Origin of the sequence: Nocardia sp. A7 (assembly GCF_046549215.1) — a bacterium.
Taxonomy (GTDB): domain Bacteria; phylum Actinomycetota; class Actinomycetes; order Mycobacteriales; family Mycobacteriaceae; genus Nocardia.
Genome location: NZ_JAJPWE010000001.1, coordinates 2,130,888 through 2,145,710 on the forward strand (window position 1 = coordinate 2,130,888; position 14,823 = coordinate 2,145,710).

A 14,823-nucleotide genomic window follows, 5' to 3' on the forward strand; every position below is an offset into this window, starting at 1 on the left:
AGGGTCGTGGCGTGTCGACTCATCCCCCTGACGGCTCCGATACGGCGGATGAGCAGCCGATCTCGATGAGACAGCTCGTGGGTGACGGTCGCGGGATCCTCCGCCGAAATCCACAGATGCCGCGGCTGGCGGTGCTGCGCCTGGCCGCGCAGTTCGGCGACGGCATGTACCAGGCGGCCCTGTCGGGCGCCATCCTGTTCAACCCCGAACGCGAGACCGATCCGCTGGCCATCGCCGCCGGTTTCGCGGTGCTGCTGCTGCCGTACTCGGTGCTCGGGCCCTACGCGGGCGCGCTGCTTGACCGGTGGGATCGGCGCAATGTGCTGCTGGTCGCGAGTGTCGCGCGGGCGGTGCTGATCGGCGTCGCCGCGATCGGGTTGTTCGTCGGCATCGGCGAGACACCGCTGCTGGTGTTGGCTTTGGCGACGGTGGGGATCAGCAGGTTCGTGCTGGCCGGGGTGTCGGCGGCGCTGCCGCGAGTGCTCGAACAGCGCTGGCTGGTGCCGATGAACTCGGTGCTGGCGACGGTGGCCTCGGTGTGTGCCGGGGTCGGCGCGGCGGCGTCGGTGGCGGTGATCGCGCTGATCGGGGCCGGTGACACGGCCTCGGCGGTCGCGGTGGCACTGTCCGGGATCGGTTCGCTGGTCGGCGCGGTGCTCGCCTACGGATTCCACCGGCAGGTGCTCGGACCCGATCGCGGATCCGCCGCGACCGAGTCCACCGTGCACGCCATCGCGACCGGTCTGCGCACGGGCGCGCAGGCGGTCTGGAATTCCGCGCAGGTGACGACGGCGATGATCGGCATCGGCACCCATCGCATCGTGTTCGGGATGAACACGCTGATCATGGTGTTGGTGCTGCGTCAGCCGACCGACGGCGCCGAGATGAGCGGTGGGCTGGTCGGCTTCGGGGTCGCGATCGGCGTCGCGGCGGCGGGCATGCTGCTGGCCGCGATCCTCGCGCCGATCCTGATCCCACGCCTCGGCAGGCCGCGCACGGTGCTACTCGGGCTCACGACGGCGGTGATCGTGCAGCTCACGCTCGTGACACCGATCGCGCTGGCCACCGGCTCGGCGGCCGACAACGCGCACCGGCTGCTGCTGATCGGCGCCTTCGGGCTCGGCCTCGCCGGTCAGACGATCAAGCTGACCGGCGACGCGAGCATGCAGATCGACATCGATGACGATCGGCGCGGACAGGTATTCGCCCTGCAGGACACGGTGTTCAACATCTGTTTCGTGTTGGCGATCGCGGTGACCGCGCTGGTGATCCCCGCCGACGGACGGTCCATCGGGGTGGTGCTGGCCGGCGCCGGTGTCTACGCGCTCGGCATCGCGGCCTGCGCGCTCAATTCCCGTCGAGCCAAGGTGGCCTGCTGAGGGTGCCCGCGGGCTCCTGGGCCAGGACCGTCCGGTGATCGACGGTGGCAAGGGGGATATCGGGTAGTAGGGCGTCGTTGTCGATGCCGGTGTCGTAGTCGATCCACAGCGAGTCGAGCAGGGTCGTGTCGGCCAGTTCGTCGTGGCTCGACCAGTGGTGCACGACCGCGTCACCGGACCCGAAGACGTACTCGATTTCGTTCACATCTGTTTGGACGCACGGCAACCGCGATCGGTTCCGGTAAGTTCACACAAGATCAAGGTGTTCCTCGCCGACACCGATTCGAGGGAGCCAGATGCGCGCAAGACCGGTATCGCACGGCACTGCCGCCGTGGGCGTGGTGCTGTCCGCCATCCTCGCTGTACCCGCGCAAGCGGGTCCGCTGCCCTGGTTGCCGCCGCCGGTGAACATCTGTGGGGAAACAGGATTCGACCCGGTCAACCGTCTGCCCGACCCGGCCGCACCGCCCGCGCCGATCCTGCCGCCGAGCATCGATATCCCGGTCTGGGTACCGCAGCTGACGCCGGTGCCGATTCCCGATCCGCCACACGATCAGACCCGCGTCGCACAGGTGCCGCTGCCCTCGGATCCGTGCCGTAATCCGTGTCCGGAGGTCAGGGACACGCCGGAACCCGAACCCGAAAGTACCGACGAGACAACCTCGACCGGATCGGCGGTCGCGCTGCCGCGGATCAGGATCAACCCGGAGATCGAGCCCATCCCGATCCCGGTACCCGGTGTCGAGGGCGAGCCCGCCCAGCAGGCGCCGACTCCGGTGGTCCGGCCGGTCGAACGTGGTCCACTCGGGGCGCCGGTCGTGCCCGCGAAGGTGGAGTCCGTGCGGCTCGTCGACCAGGTGACCGGGCACGGCTCGGCCAACCGGACCGATATGCGCTGGCAGGTCGACGGCACCGACCTCGGACTGTTCTGGGAAACCGAACCGGGCAAGGTCGCCATGGTTTTCGGTGACACCTTCGGCGAGGGCTGGGCCTACGGCGGCGCCGGCGCCGACACCGCCGACTGGCGATCGAATGTGCTCGCCTACAGCACCGACAAGGATCTGCACGACGGGATCACCATCGACTCGATGGTGCAGGACAGCGCCTGTCACGCCGCCGAACTCCTCGGCAGCCGCAAGATCAAGAACTGGGAGACCACCACGATCCCGACCTCGGGGTTCGCGCTCGGGAAACGGCAGTTCCTGAGCTACATGTCGGTGAATCACTGGTCGAAGATCCCCGGCATGTGGATGACGAACTACGGCGGACTCGCCTACTCCGACGACGGCGGCCAGACCTGGACCAAAGATCAGCATGCCCGCTGGGAGAACATGTTCGGGCTCGGGCAGTTCCAGGTGGCCGCGATGGTGCCGCACGGGGACTACGTCTACATGTTCGGCACGCCCAACGGCCGGATCGGGATGATCGGGCTGGCCAGGGTGCGCAAGGACGACGTGCTCAACAAGACGGCCTACCAGTACTGGGTGGACGGCAATTGGGCGCCCACGGCCGCGAATTCGGCGACACCGCTCGTGCACGGCACCGCCAGTGAGCTGTCGGTGCGGTTCGACGAGGAAAGTCGGCAGTGGCAGATGGTCTACCTCGACTCGGCCGCGGGCCAGATCGTATTGCGGACCGCGGGACAACCGCAGGGTGCGTGGACCTCGACGGTTCCGCTGGTCTCCACCGAGATGTACCCGAAGGCTTACGGCGGGTTCATCCATCCCTGGTCGACCGCCCGGGATCTGTACTTCACGATGTCGGCATGGGACAGCTACAACGTGTATCTCATGCACGCACGGCTGAATCCGCCACGCTGACCGCAGGCGCCGCCACGAACTGGAGTTCGTCGCCGGGACGGGCCTGCGCGACGCGGTCGACGTCGGCATCGAGGACGACCGCGATCACCGGGTAACCGCCCGTGATCGGGTGGTCGGCCAGGAACACGACCGGCTGACCGCTCGGCGGCACCTGCACCGACCCCAGTGCCACGCCCTCCGAGGGCAATTCGCGAGTGATCGAACGCACAAGCGGTGGTCCGTCGACGCGGTCGAGGCGTGCGCCGACCCGGTCCGTGTCGGCGGACACGACCCAGGAACCGCGAAACAGCTGATCGGGATCGGCGAACCAGTCGGCGCGCGGGCCCGGACACGCCCGGACCGTGAGCACCTTCGGCGGCGGCGGAACCGGTGCGAACTCCACGGTCGGCAGGGTGCGCGGCGGGGGACCGACGGGGATCTGCATGCCGACTGCCAGCGGGTCGGGGCCGATTCCGGACAGTGTGTCGCGGCTGCGCGAGCCGAGCACCTTGGCCACATCGATACCGCCGCGCACCGCCACATAACTGCGCAGACCGGTGCTCGCCAGACCGAGGCGCAGCACCTGACCCTCCGCGAGTTCGAGCACACTGGCATGCCCGACCGGGGTGCCGTCGACGGTGGCGGGCGCGGGGGCGCCGGTGATCGCGACGGTGAGATGACCGTCGGCGCGCAGGGCGAGGCCGCCGAGCAGTACCTCGATGGCGGCGACGTTCTCCGGGTTGCCGACCAGCCGGTTCGCCAGCCGCAGTGACCCGCGGTCGGCCGCACCCGCCTGGCCGACGCCGGAATCGAACCAGCCCTGTCTACCCAGGTCCTGCACCGTCGCGAGCGGCCCCACCCGCTCGATGAAGATCAGCATCCGATCTCTCCCCGATTTGTGAGTCGAGGCGGCGCATCGTTGAGCAGCCCTTGATTTTGCGCCGAGGCAGCTACTCCTCGGACACGACGAACCTGATCGCCGAACCCGCCCGCACCAGCGCGGGTGGATCGCGGTCCACGGCCCACATTCGTAGATCGGTGGTGCCGATCAATTGCCATCCGCCCGGTGTGCCGCGCGGATAGACAGCCGAATAACCGCCCGCCAGCGCCACCGAACCCACCGGGATGGCCGAGCGGGCACTGGCGCGCCGCGGCACTGTGAGCCTGCCGTCGGGCGAGGTGAGATAGCCGAAACCAGGCGCGAAACCGACGAACGCGCACCGCCAGATCGTGCCGGTGTGCGCCGCGATCACCGCCGGAACCGACAGGTCGAGCAGTCTGGCCACCTCGGGCAGATCGGCGCCGTCGTAGCGAACGGGGATCTCCACGACCGGCTCGTCGTCGGGCAAGGTTCCACGGGAAACATCCGCCGAATCCGCTTGCGGTGGCTCGTGATCCAGACGGTCGAGCAGCGCGACCAGTTCGCGGCGGACCTGCACGCCATAGCTCACCGAATGCATCGTGACCAGCACGGTTTCCGCCGCGGGCAGCACATCCTCGACACCGGCGATCGCATGCACGCGCAACGCCGAGGCCAGGCGCTGGACCGGGCGCGGGTCGTCGAGGGTGATCAGCATGGCGCGGTCACCCGCGGGTCGGATCCGCGCGTTCCAATCGATGTCCATCGTGCCTCCCACCCCTCAGCTGAACGGCTCCACCGGTATCCCGGCATCGTCGAGCGCTCCCCGAATCCGGCGGGCCATCTCGACGGCCGCCGGAGAGTCGCCGTGGACACAGACGCTGGCCACGGACACGGCGACCGTACCGGGACCGTCTACGGTACGCGCGGTCCCTGACAGCGCAAGAGCGCTCGCCTGCGCCACGGCGTCGTCGGCCGACAGCACCGCCCCGGCAACTCCGCGCGGGGCAAGTGAACCTGTTGCAGTGTAGGCCCGGTCGGCGAATCCCTCACCGACGAAACGCACACGCTGCGCGGCCCGCTCCAATTCTGTGCCCGCGGGGCCGAGTAGCGCCAGCCCGGATTCTGCCTCGGCCACCGCAGCGACGAGCGCCTCGGCGAGCAGGCGATCGCGGGCCGCCGCGTGATAGAGGGCGCCGTGCGGCTTCACGTAGCGCACACGATCGCCCGCCGCTCGGGCGAAAGCTTGCAGTGCACCGATCTGGTAGAGCACCTCGTCGCGCAGATCGGCGGGGGAGATGGCGATATCGCGGCGTCCGAAGCCGACCAGATCGCGATAGCCGACGTGGGCGCCGATCCGCACCCCCTTCGCGACGGCGAGCTCGCAGGTGCGGCGCATGATCGTCGGGTCGCCGGCGTGGAAGCCGCAGGCGATGTTCGCGCTGGTCACGATGTCGAGCATGGCGGCATCGTCGCCCATCCGCCACGGGCCGAAGCCTTCGCCCAGATCACTGTTCAGGTCCAGCGGCATGCGACGCCCTCCGGTTTTCGCGGGTCACTCGCCGGGTATGTACCCCGGCAATTCGAGCATGAACACTCAGGTTCATACCGTTATCACCGGGGCGTGGTTCAGCAGGCGTACACGCGAACCTCGGTGGCTTTCACCGCGAAATAGACCTGTGTGCCGATGCTGAGCTGGAGTTGGGCGACGGCGGCGGGGGTCAGATCGGCGCACAGGCCCGGTGCTTCAGGTGCGTCACCGCGGACCCGGACGATGCCGCCGCGGTCGGTGATGTCGACGACGTCGACGGTGAAGACATTGCGTGGACTGCCGCCGGGGCGGGTGCGGAACACCGACACCGCGGCCGGTGCGAACACCGCGGCGGCACTGGCTCCGGGGACGAAATCGCCGACGACGCAGCCATCGACGCCGAAATCGTCGACGAGCACGGTCCCGAAGGTCGGGGCCGGATCACCGGGGTGAGTCCGCGGTACCGGCGGTGCGTCGGCGGCGGTGCGCTGGGCACCGCCCTCCGCCACCGAACCTGGCAGGAGCACTGACTCGACGCCGGTGCCACGCAGCAGGTTGAGGCCGGCGATGCGGGCGGCGAAGGGGTTGCGTGGGTGCGACATCACCTCGGCGACCGGACCGGATTCGACGATACGGCCCGCTTCCAGGACGACGAGGCGGTCGGCGAGGGTGATGGCGTCGATGATGTCGTGGGTGACCAGGACCGCGCAGCGGGGGTGGGCGCGGCCGGGTTCGTCGCGCAGGACGCGGCGGAGCAGGGTGCGCATGGCCGGGGCGACATCGACGTCCAGGGCCGACATGGGTTCGTCGAGGAGCAGCAGATCGGGGTCGACGGCGAGGGCACGGGCCAGGGCGACGCGCTGGGCTTGGCCGCCGGAGAGCGCGCCGGGGTGGCGGTCGGCGAATGCCGTGGCGTCGACGGCTGTCAGCCAGTCCTCGGCGATCTTTCGGGCGGTTCGAGTGCTCGCGCCTCTGCTCCGTGGGCCGAAGGCGACGTTGTCACGCACGCTGAGGTGGGGGAACAGAAGCGGATCCTGGGCGAGAAGGGAAACCCCGCGCCGATGTGGGGGTAGCGCAATGCCTTTGGCGGAATCCGTGAGTGTGTGAGCGCCCAGCCGCACGTGGCCCTCGTCGGGGACGATCAGCCCGGCGATGACCTGCAGGAGGCTGGATTTGCCCGCACCGTTGGGGCCGAGCACAGCCAGGACCTCGCCCGGGGCCACTTCGATCCGCACGTCGAGATCGCGGGCAGCGATCCGCGCCGATACCGACAGGCCGATCGGAGGGCGAGAATTGTCGGTCACTTCACGCCGCCGAGCGCTCGGGGGACACCGGCACCACTGCGCAGCTGGGTGCCGGGGATCGGGCTGGTCCGGCGGTAGGCGAGGAGGACGATCAGGACGGCGACGATGATGAGCACTACCGAAAGAGCCACGGCGGCGTCGGGATCGGCCTCGCGCTGGAGGTAGATCTCCAGCGGCAGGGTACGGGTGCGGCCCTGGAGGCTGCCCGCGAAGGTGAGGGTGGCGCCGAATTCGCCGAGGGCACGGGCGAAGGCGAGGACCGCGCCGGAGATCAGGGCGGGGCGAAGCAGTGGCAGGGTGATCCGCCACCACACGGTGTTCGGACCCGCGCCGAGCGTGGCGGCGATCTGCTCGTATCGACTACCTGCCGTGCGCAATGCCCCTTCGAGCGTGAGTACCAGAAAGGGCAGCGCCACAAAGGTTTGCGCCAGCACTACCGCGGTCGTGCTGAACGCGATCTGAATGCCCGCCGCTTCCAGGTGTTCGCCGAGCAGTCCGCGTCGGCCGAACGTGTAGAGGAGCGCGATACCGCCGACCACCGGCGGCAATACCAAGGGCAGCAACACAAGTGCGCGCAGCACCGGCAACCCACCCCATCGCCCCCGCGCCAGCACCGCCGCCATCGGAACCCCGAAAACCAGGCACAGCGCCGTGCTCGCGGTAGCAGTGCGCAAGCTCAACCACAGTGCTTCCCTTGATGCTTCGGTACTCACCAGTTCGACGAATCGACTCCACTCGACCCCCCAAGCCAACGCCCCCAGCGGCAGCACCACCAACGCGAACCCGACAACTGCGGGCACCATCAGCCAGCGAGGCAGCGCTGCGCTCATTCGGTGCTCCCCGGGCCGATGGCCTGCCTGTCCGCGCACGTCATGCGACAGGCCCGATTACGGTGCACCGAAGCCTGCTGCCGCCAGGGCTGCTCGGCCGGTGGGGCCGGTCACCAGATCGGCGAACTTCTGTGCCGTCGCGGCCTGCTTCGAATCCGCCACCACCGCAATCGGGTACGCGTTCACCGCGACGGATGCCTCGGGGACCGCGACAACGCTCACTTTCGCCCCGGCATTCGACGCATCGGTGACGTACACGAAGCCCGCGTCGGCTTGGCCGGACGTCACCTTCGTGAGAACGTCGGCGACCGAGGATTCCTCGCTCACGGGGCGCAGGGTGGTGCCCGCGGCGTCGGCGACCTTCTTCGTCGCCCGGCCGCACGGAACCTGGGGAGCGCAGACGACCAGGGTGGCATCGGCCAGGTCGTTGATTCCGTTGATGCCCTTCGGGTTTCCCGGCGCGGTGACCAGCGTGAGGAGATTGGTGGCGAAAACAGCTGGTGCACCGGTGATTCGACCATCTCGGACGACCTTGTCCATCGTCGGTTGGTCGGCCGCGGCGAAAACATCCGCGGGAGCGCCCGCTTGGAGTTGCGCGGCCAGGTCGGACGAGCCCGCGAACGAGAACTGCACGTCCACATCAGGATTCGCGGTCTCGAAGTCCTGCTCCAGGCCGGTGAAGACGCTCTGCAGCGAGGCCGCGGCGAAAACCGTCAGCGTGGACTTCGCCGAATCATCGCTCCCGCAACCACTCACGCTGAGCACCACCAGCACGGTGCCGAGCGCGACCCGGCGGATCATTCGGCGGCCTTTTCGACCACCACGGTCGTCGCCTTGACGCTCGCCAGCGCGACGCTGCCCGGCTCCAGCCCCAGCTCACGCACCGATTCGCTGCTCATCAGCGAGACCAGCGTGAAAGGACCGCATTGCATCGTCACCTGGGCCATCACCGTGTCGGTCACCACGCGGGTGACCAGGCCGGGGAACCGATTTCGTGCCGAGCTGGCACTGCCCACCTGGGTGTGTGGCGTGCGCGCCTGGTCGACGGCGTGTTCGGCCAGCTCCTTGCCGTCCAGAACCAGCCGACCCGCGGCGTCCTTGGCCGCCGTCAGCGCGCCCGTGTCGATCCAGCGACGCACGGTGTCGTCGCTGACGCCGAGCAGATCGGCCGCTTCCTTGATTCGCAGTTTCGCCACGCGATCAGCATAGGTCCGCAGATTCGGACATAACAAGACAACAGCTCCGCATTTTCGGAATCAACGCGGCGTGCTGTCCCATCATCAGGTCACATTTCATGGTCTCCGAGGGCGCGGCCAAGTACGCTCGAAGCCATCATGGCCACGTATTTCGATCCGAAGTCCTGGTCACTGGCGGGCGCTGTCGACATGGGCAAACGTCTGCTCGACCCGTCATGGATCGACCAGTGGCTCGGCTTCACCACGTCCTGGGCCGACCCCGTCGCCGACCTGGGTTCCGGCACCGTCACCGCGCTCATGCCCGACGTGCTGATGACCGTGCTCAGCGAGGGCATTCTCAGCCGTTTCGGCGGCCGGGAGATCAACGCCACGCTGCTCGGACACGACCTCACCGCCACCCTCGACACGTTCAAGGTGCGCAGACGCGGTGCTCACTTCCAGAGCAAAACGGTGCTCTCCGACCTGGTCTGGGATTCCCACCCCTTCGATACGGTCACCGTGATCGCGCACGGCGTGCGGCTGATCCCCGGTGTGCCGACCAAGATTCGGGTCCAGCAGCTCGACATCGAGGGCACCATCGGGATCACCGCGATGGCGGCCTGGGTCGACGCCCAGAACCTGGACTGGCGGGTCCAGCTCGACGATCGCGGGCAGATCGTCGCGACGCATCGCACGCGCAAGATGCGCGCGGTCGTCGAAGGGCAGGTCTACGACAACCTGCTCACCATCGACATCCGCAAGGCCAGCTGGTACGGCATCCGGCTCCCCAAACGCGTCGTGCCCGCGCCCGCGCTGCTGCTCGACGACCTACCCAACCGGGCCAGCATCTCCTACGCGCACCGGCGCGGTGACGTGGTGAAATTCCGGCTCGAACTCCCGGTGACCACCGGCTCGTTCGACCTGACCCAGATCCGCGACGCCATCATCGCGGGAACCACACTGATCGTCTTCTGATCAGGGTTGCTGTTGGGCCCACCATTCCTGGAGGGCGGCTTCGGCTTCTTCCCTCGTCATCGGGCCGCGGTCCAGACGCAGATCCTTCAGGAACTTCCACGCCTTACCCACCTGCGGACCCGGGGGCAGGCCGAGCAGTTCCATGATCGCGTTGCCGTCCAGATCCGGCCGTACCCGTGCCAGGTCCTCCTGCTCGCGCAGCGTCTCGATCCGAGCCTCCAGCTCGTCATAGGTCGAGCGCAGCGCGGCCGCACGGCGCTTGTTGCGCGTGGTGCAGTCGGCGCGCACGAGCTTGTGCAGGCGATCGAGCAGATCGTCGGCGTCGGTGACATACCGGCGCACCGCCGAATCGGTCCACTGCCCCTTGCCGTAGCCGTGGAAGCGCAGGTGCAGAAACACCAGGCGCGCAACCTCTTCGGTGAACGCCTTCGGGTACTTCAGCGCCCGCATCCGCTTGCGCACCATCTTCGCGCCGACCACCTCGTGATGGTGGAAGCTCACTCCGCCCGCAGGCTCGTTGCGCTTGGTGTCGGGCTTGCCGATGTCGTGCAGCAGTGCCGCCCAGCGCAACACCAGGTCGGGATCGCCGTCCTCCTGATCGATCGCCTGCTGCAGCACGGTCAGGGAATGCTGATACACGTCCTTGTGCTGGTGGTGCTCATCGATCTCGAGCTTCATCGCGGGCACCTCGGGCAGCACCCGCTGCGCCAGACCGGTGTCGCACATGAGGTTGATGCCGTCGATCGGGTGGTCGGCACCGATCAGCTTGTCGAGCTCGGCACGCACCCGCTCGGCGGTGATCCGGTCGATCTGATCGGCCATCTCGACGATCGCCGCCCGCACCCGCGGCGCGACCGCGAAGCCCAGCTGGGCGACGAAGCGCGCGGCCCGCAGCATCCGTAGCGGATCGTCGCCGAACGAATCCTGCGGCGCCGCAGGGGTATCGAGCACACCGTCGAGCAGCGCTTCGATGCCGTTGAGCGGATCGACGAATTCCAGCGACCCGTCGGCGGCGATCTTCACCGCCATCGCGTTCACCGTGAAATCGCGGCGAACCAGGTCACCGTCGAGCGTGTCACCGAAGGTGACCTCGGGATTGCGCGAGACCCGGTCATAGGTGTCGGCGCGGAAGGTGGTGATCTCGAGCTGCTGATCATCCTTGGCCGCGCTGACCGTGCCGAAAGCAAGGCCGCCGGTATCCCACAGCTGATCGGCCCAGCCGCGCATCATCTCCTGCACGACCTCCGGCCGCGCGTCGGTCGTGAAATCCAGGTCGTTGCCGAGCCGACCGAGCACCGCGTCCCGCACGCTGCCACCGACCAGATAAAGATTGTGCCCCCGCTCGGCGAACATCGCCCCCAACGGCGCCAAAACATCATTGAGCTGCCCCAATGTCACCGCCGCCCCCGCTAACAGGCGAGCACGACGATCCGCCACAGCATCAGGGACAACGTCAGGGGAAACCACAAACAAGCACTTTACTGGCGCCGTCGAATCGATTCCCCGCGCGCCCGAAGCAGCCGACAACACAGCTAAGCTGGCCTGGTGTCTCCTCCGGCCGATCGCGCGAACAGTCGACGCCGCCAGCCGCGGCGGCGCGGTTCGGCGAACACTGCCGGCAAGCCGCGCATGCGCACCGTCCGGGAAACCTCCGCGGGCGGGCTGGTCGTAGAGGGTCTCGACGGTCCGAAAGAACAGCGCACCGCCGCGTTGATCGGACGGACCGATCGAAGAGGCCGTCTCCTGTGGTCGCTGCCCAAAGGGCATATCGAAGAGGGCGAGACCTCCGAGCAGACCGCCATCCGCGAAGTCGCGGAGGAGACCGGGATCGACGGTGAAGTGGTCGCCGAACTCGGCAGCATCGATTACTGGTTCGTCACCGAGGGCAGACGGGTACACAAGACCGTGCACCATTTCTTGCTGCGATGTCTCGGCGGTGAGTTGTCCGACGCCGACGTCGAAGTGACCCAGGTTGCGTGGGTTCCGCTGAGCGAGTTGGATTCCCGCTTGGCCTATGCCGACGAACGGCGGCTGGCCGAAGTGGCGAATCGATTGATCGACCGGATGGAGACCGGCAAGCGATGACGGGTGGACTGATCCGGCTGATCACGGCGGTCCTGACCATCTTGGGTTCGATGACGCTGCTGCCCGCGGTCGCGCACGCTCAAACGGACGAGTCGGGAACACCGAAGTTTCTCAAGCTGACCCTGGACGCGGTGGCGCCGGGCACGGTCACCACCGGCAGCGACCCGAAGCTGACGGTGTCGGGCACTGTCACCAACATCGGCGACCGGGTCGTCGACGATGTGAGCGTGCGTATCCAGCGCGCGGGCGCGGTGGAATCGCCGAGCGGGTTGCGCAGTTCGCTGCGGCTGGACCAGGTGAACTATGAGGTGACCGGTCCGTTCCAGGATGTGGCGTCGCAGTTGAGTCCCGGTCAGCGCAAACAGTTCTCGGTGAGTATCGCGTTGCGCGCGGGCTCGGAGCCGTCGCTCGGACTGACCGATCCCGGGGTGTACCCGCTGCTGCTCAACGTCAACGGCGAACCCGCCTACGGCACCCAGGCCAGGCTCGACGACGCGCGCTTTCTGCTCCCCGTCCTCGGGCTGCCCGGCACCGACGCCGCGGAGCCGCCGGTGTCCGCGCCGCCGGCGGCAACGCCGGTCGCCACCACGATGATCTGGCCGCTGGCCGACCGGCCGCGCATGGTCGCGGGCAAGCCCGGCGCGGTGAACGGTCAGGTCGAACTGATCGACGACGAACTGGCGGCCTCGGTCGCCAAGGGCGGGCGCCTCGAACAGCTCGTCGCGGCGCTCGAATCGGTGGTGCCGGGGCCGGGTAAGGACGCGAAAGACACAGTCGTCGCCGGATCGGTGTGTATCGCCATCGATCCTGACCTGGTCTCGACCGTGCAGACCATGACGCGCGGCTATCGGGTGCTGGCGAGCCCGTCGGACCCCGGCGGCGCGACCAGGGAGGGGACCGGCGCGGCGAACGCGCAGGTTTGGCTCGACCGGTTGCGCGCGCTTGCGGGGTCGATGTGCACGGTGGCCTTGCCGTTCGCGCAGGTCGACGTGTCGGCGCTGGCCGCGGTGAACGATCCGGGACTGTCGGCGCGGGCCCTGCTCGCGCCCGCCGATGTGGTGGACTCCATCCTGGCCACGCGGTCGTTGCGCGGGGTGAGCCTGCCGGATTCGGGCAGCATCGACGATCCGGCGGGACACCTGTTGCGCCAGCACGGATACGGGACGGCGGTGCTCGCCGGTTCGGCGGTGTCGACCGGCGGATCGCCCGCCGATACCGACAACGCGCTCACCTCCGCGCCGACCACGCTCGCCCCCGATGTCGTTGTCGGTGGGGAACAGGCGGCGCCCGATGTTGTCCGGGTGCCGGGTGTGAGCGTCGAACCGCCCGCCGGTGCCGCCGCGGGGACCGATCCCGCACTGCACGTGACCACCTTCGACATCTGGTCGGCGACCGCGCTGGCCGCGGTCGGTTCGAATCCGCCGACACCGTCGTTCACGCCGTCGAAGGTGCGGTTCGAGGTCACCAACGACTCACGCGCGGCCCGATTGCAGGACGCGCTCGGCGCGATCACCTGGAGTGCGCTCAATCCGGCGCCGGACCGGCCGCGCTCGCAACTGCTGATGCCGCCGCAGCAGTGGGGTGCCAGCCGGGAGGAGGGCGTCGCGCTGCTCGAGCAGGTCGAACTGCTCGTGCGCAACAATCTCGCGAGCCCACGCAGCTTCGTCGACCTCGTCGCGCAGGCACCCGATCCGCAGCCGTTCGCGCTGGAATATCTGCCGCGCGCCGCTCTCGACGCCGCCCCGGAACAGTTCATCGGACCGGTGCACGCACAGGGCGCGCGGGTGACCGAGCTGATGCGCGCACTGGTGGAACTGCCCGAATCCGAGCTCACGCCGCTCGCGTTCCTGACCCCGGCCCGCGAGGATCTGCTGCGCGCCCTGAGCCTGTCCGATCGCCGGGCCGACAACGACACACTCGCCGACCTGCACGCCCAACGCCGCATCGATCAGGCGACCCGCGAGCTGGACACGATGTTCTCCTCGGTCTCGGTGCTGCCACCGGGCGGGGTGTACACGCTGGCCTCCGAGCAGAGCCCGTTGTTGCTGGTCGCGCGCAATGAACTGCCCGTCGCGATCCGGGTGATGTTCCGGATCGAGGCACCGGCCGAGACGAACATCACCGATATCGGCGAACAGCTGCTTCCGCCATCCGGGACCCGCTCGTTCCAGATCCCGACCGAGGTGAGCGACAGCCGTAAGCTGGTGATTCCGATCGCCCTTACCACCCCGGACGGGATAGCGCTAGGAGAGGCGACCTCGGTCTCGGTGCGCTCGAACGCCTACGGTCAGGCGCTGGCCATAATTACCGGATGTGCCGCGATACTGCTGTTGCTCCTGGCCGGGCGCCGACTGCTGCGGCGGTTCCGCGGCCAGCCCGACCCGGCCGACGAAGGGTTCACCCCGGGGACGGTCGAACGGGCGGGCAGGTTGCGACGCGCACGTCAGCGACTGCGTCGGCAGTGAACACCCGCGCCTGACGCGCGGTCAGGGCACCATGGCAGACAAGGACGAGAGTGGCACTGGTGAGCGAAACGCTCATCGGACCGGCGGGATTCGCGGGTCACGCCGGGTACAGGAGGCATGATGAGCGACGATGATTCCGCTCATCGGCGTACCCCCGACGACGACCCGACCCTGCGCCGGGCCCCCAGCGCACCGTGGGAACGCGGGATGACGGCCGGGCAGGACGCCGATCGCGACGAAGCCGTGCCACCCGTGGATCGTCCGGTGGATCGGCGCCCCGCTGCGCCCGGTCAGCGCCCGGACCCCGACTTCCCCGCTCCCCGAGACGGCAGGCCGCAGGCTCGGCCCGGTGAACCGGCCTTCGATCCACCGGTGCCGCCTCGGCATCTCGGCAGGCCCGCCGCGCCGCGTCATCCGGGGG

General features: G+C 68.6%; 14 protein-coding genes. 5 read left to right on the top strand and 9 right to left on the bottom strand.

What is annotated here, in order from left to right:
- Positions 1-65: 65 nt before the first annotated feature.
- Positions 66-1,379, top strand: a complete 1,314-nt coding sequence (locus tag ACLJPD_RS09680) for an MFS transporter (RefSeq protein WP_410871542.1) — start codon at positions 66-68, stop codon at positions 1,377-1,379.
- On the opposite strand, the gene ACLJPD_RS09685 is transcribed toward ACLJPD_RS09680, so the two are convergent.
- Complete coding sequence (locus tag ACLJPD_RS09685) at positions 1,348-1,584, bottom strand: hypothetical protein (RefSeq protein WP_410871543.1); 237 nt, start codon at positions 1,582-1,584, stop codon at positions 1,348-1,350. The genes ACLJPD_RS09680 and ACLJPD_RS09685 overlap by 32 nt on opposite strands.
- A gap of 91 nt (positions 1,585-1,675) precedes the next feature.
- Here ACLJPD_RS09685 and ACLJPD_RS09690 point away from each other — a divergent pair, with 91 nt between their 5' ends.
- On the top strand, positions 1,676-3,199 hold the full coding sequence (locus ACLJPD_RS09690; protein WP_410871544.1) for a DUF4185 domain-containing protein: 1,524 nt from the start codon (positions 1,676-1,678) through the stop codon (positions 3,197-3,199).
- Here the strand turns inward: ACLJPD_RS09690 and ACLJPD_RS09695 are convergent.
- From ACLJPD_RS09695 to ACLJPD_RS09725, 7 genes are all read right to left on the bottom strand, one after another.
- On the bottom strand, positions 3,168-4,058 hold the full coding sequence (locus ACLJPD_RS09695; protein WP_410871545.1) for a biotin-dependent carboxyltransferase family protein: 891 nt from the start codon (positions 4,056-4,058) through the stop codon (positions 3,168-3,170). The two genes, ACLJPD_RS09690 and ACLJPD_RS09695, sit on opposite strands and share 32 nt — an antisense overlap.
- 70 nt (positions 4,059-4,128) lie before the next feature.
- Positions 4,129-4,803: a 5-oxoprolinase subunit B family protein gene (locus ACLJPD_RS09700; protein ID WP_410871546.1), complete on the bottom strand. Its 675-nt coding sequence runs from the start codon at positions 4,801-4,803 to the stop codon at positions 4,129-4,131.
- Between the two features lie 15 nt (positions 4,804-4,818).
- On the bottom strand, positions 4,819-5,568 hold the full coding sequence (locus ACLJPD_RS09705) for a LamB/YcsF family protein (protein ID WP_410871548.1): 750 nt from the start codon (positions 5,566-5,568) through the stop codon (positions 4,819-4,821).
- 98 nt (positions 5,569-5,666) lie between these two features.
- Positions 5,667-6,872: a sulfate/molybdate ABC transporter ATP-binding protein gene (locus ACLJPD_RS09710; RefSeq protein ID WP_410871549.1), complete on the bottom strand. Its 1,206-nt coding sequence runs from the start codon at positions 6,870-6,872 to the stop codon at positions 5,667-5,669.
- Positions 6,869-7,702, bottom strand: coding sequence for an ABC transporter permease (locus ACLJPD_RS09715; RefSeq protein ID WP_410871550.1), 834 nt, complete (start codon positions 7,700-7,702; stop codon positions 6,869-6,871). Before ACLJPD_RS09715 ends, ACLJPD_RS09710 begins: the two co-directional genes overlap by 4 nt.
- Before the next feature lie 57 nt (positions 7,703-7,759).
- Positions 7,760-8,503: a molybdate ABC transporter substrate-binding protein gene (gene modA, locus ACLJPD_RS09720; protein ID WP_410871552.1), complete on the bottom strand. Its 744-nt coding sequence runs from the start codon at positions 8,501-8,503 to the stop codon at positions 7,760-7,762.
- Positions 8,500-8,898, bottom strand: coding sequence for a TOBE domain-containing protein (locus ACLJPD_RS09725; RefSeq protein WP_410871553.1), 399 nt, complete (start codon positions 8,896-8,898; stop codon positions 8,500-8,502). The genes modA and ACLJPD_RS09725 overlap by 4 nt, the downstream gene beginning before the upstream one ends.
- A 138-nt stretch (positions 8,899-9,036) precedes the next feature.
- On the opposite strand from ACLJPD_RS09725, the gene ACLJPD_RS09730 reads away from it, so the two are divergent.
- Complete coding sequence (locus ACLJPD_RS09730; RefSeq protein WP_410871554.1) at positions 9,037-9,852, top strand: hypothetical protein; 816 nt, start codon at positions 9,037-9,039, stop codon at positions 9,850-9,852.
- Here the strand turns inward: ACLJPD_RS09730 and ACLJPD_RS09735 are convergent, their stop codons facing one another.
- Positions 9,853-11,289, bottom strand: coding sequence for a CCA tRNA nucleotidyltransferase (locus ACLJPD_RS09735; protein ID WP_410871986.1), 1,437 nt, complete (start codon positions 11,287-11,289; stop codon positions 9,853-9,855).
- 192 nt (positions 11,290-11,481) lie between these two features.
- Between ACLJPD_RS09735 and ACLJPD_RS09740 the strand changes: the two genes are divergently transcribed.
- Both ACLJPD_RS09740 and ACLJPD_RS09745 read left to right on the top strand, forming a co-directional pair.
- Positions 11,482-11,937: an NUDIX hydrolase gene (locus tag ACLJPD_RS09740; protein WP_228536794.1), complete on the top strand. Its 456-nt coding sequence runs from the start codon at positions 11,482-11,484 to the stop codon at positions 11,935-11,937.
- Complete coding sequence (locus ACLJPD_RS09745; RefSeq protein WP_410871555.1) at positions 11,934-14,402, top strand: DUF6049 family protein; 2,469 nt, start codon at positions 11,934-11,936, stop codon at positions 14,400-14,402. Before ACLJPD_RS09740 ends, ACLJPD_RS09745 begins: the two co-directional genes overlap by 4 nt.
- The last annotated feature ends 421 nt before the right edge of the window (positions 14,403-14,823 follow it).

Coding starts and splice junctions, on each gene's coding strand:
- ACLJPD_RS09680 (WP_410871542.1), top strand. CDS start 66: ATGAGACAGCTCGTGGGTGACGGTCGCGGGATCCTCCGCCGAAATCCA.
- ACLJPD_RS09690 (WP_410871544.1), top strand. CDS start 1,676: ATGCGCGCAAGACCGGTATCGCACGGCACTGCCGCCGTGGGCGTGGTG.
- ACLJPD_RS09695 (WP_410871545.1), bottom strand. CDS start 4,058: ATGCTGATCTTCATCGAGCGGGTGGGGCCGCTCGCGACGGTGCAGGAC.
- ACLJPD_RS09700 (WP_410871546.1), bottom strand. CDS start 4,803: ATGGACATCGATTGGAACGCGCGGATCCGACCCGCGGGTGACCGCGCC.
- ACLJPD_RS09705 (WP_410871548.1), bottom strand. CDS start 5,568: ATGCCGCTGGACCTGAACAGTGATCTGGGCGAAGGCTTCGGCCCGTGG.
- ACLJPD_RS09715 (WP_410871550.1), bottom strand. CDS start 7,702: ATGAGCGCAGCGCTGCCTCGCTGGCTGATGGTGCCCGCAGTTGTCGGG.
- modA (WP_410871552.1), bottom strand. CDS start 8,503: ATGATCCGCCGGGTCGCGCTCGGCACCGTGCTGGTGGTGCTCAGCGTG.
- ACLJPD_RS09730 (WP_410871554.1), top strand. CDS start 9,037: ATGGCCACGTATTTCGATCCGAAGTCCTGGTCACTGGCGGGCGCTGTC.
- ACLJPD_RS09740 (WP_228536794.1), top strand. CDS start 11,482: ATGCGCACCGTCCGGGAAACCTCCGCGGGCGGGCTGGTCGTAGAGGGT.
- ACLJPD_RS09745 (WP_410871555.1), top strand. CDS start 11,934: ATGACGGGTGGACTGATCCGGCTGATCACGGCGGTCCTGACCATCTTG.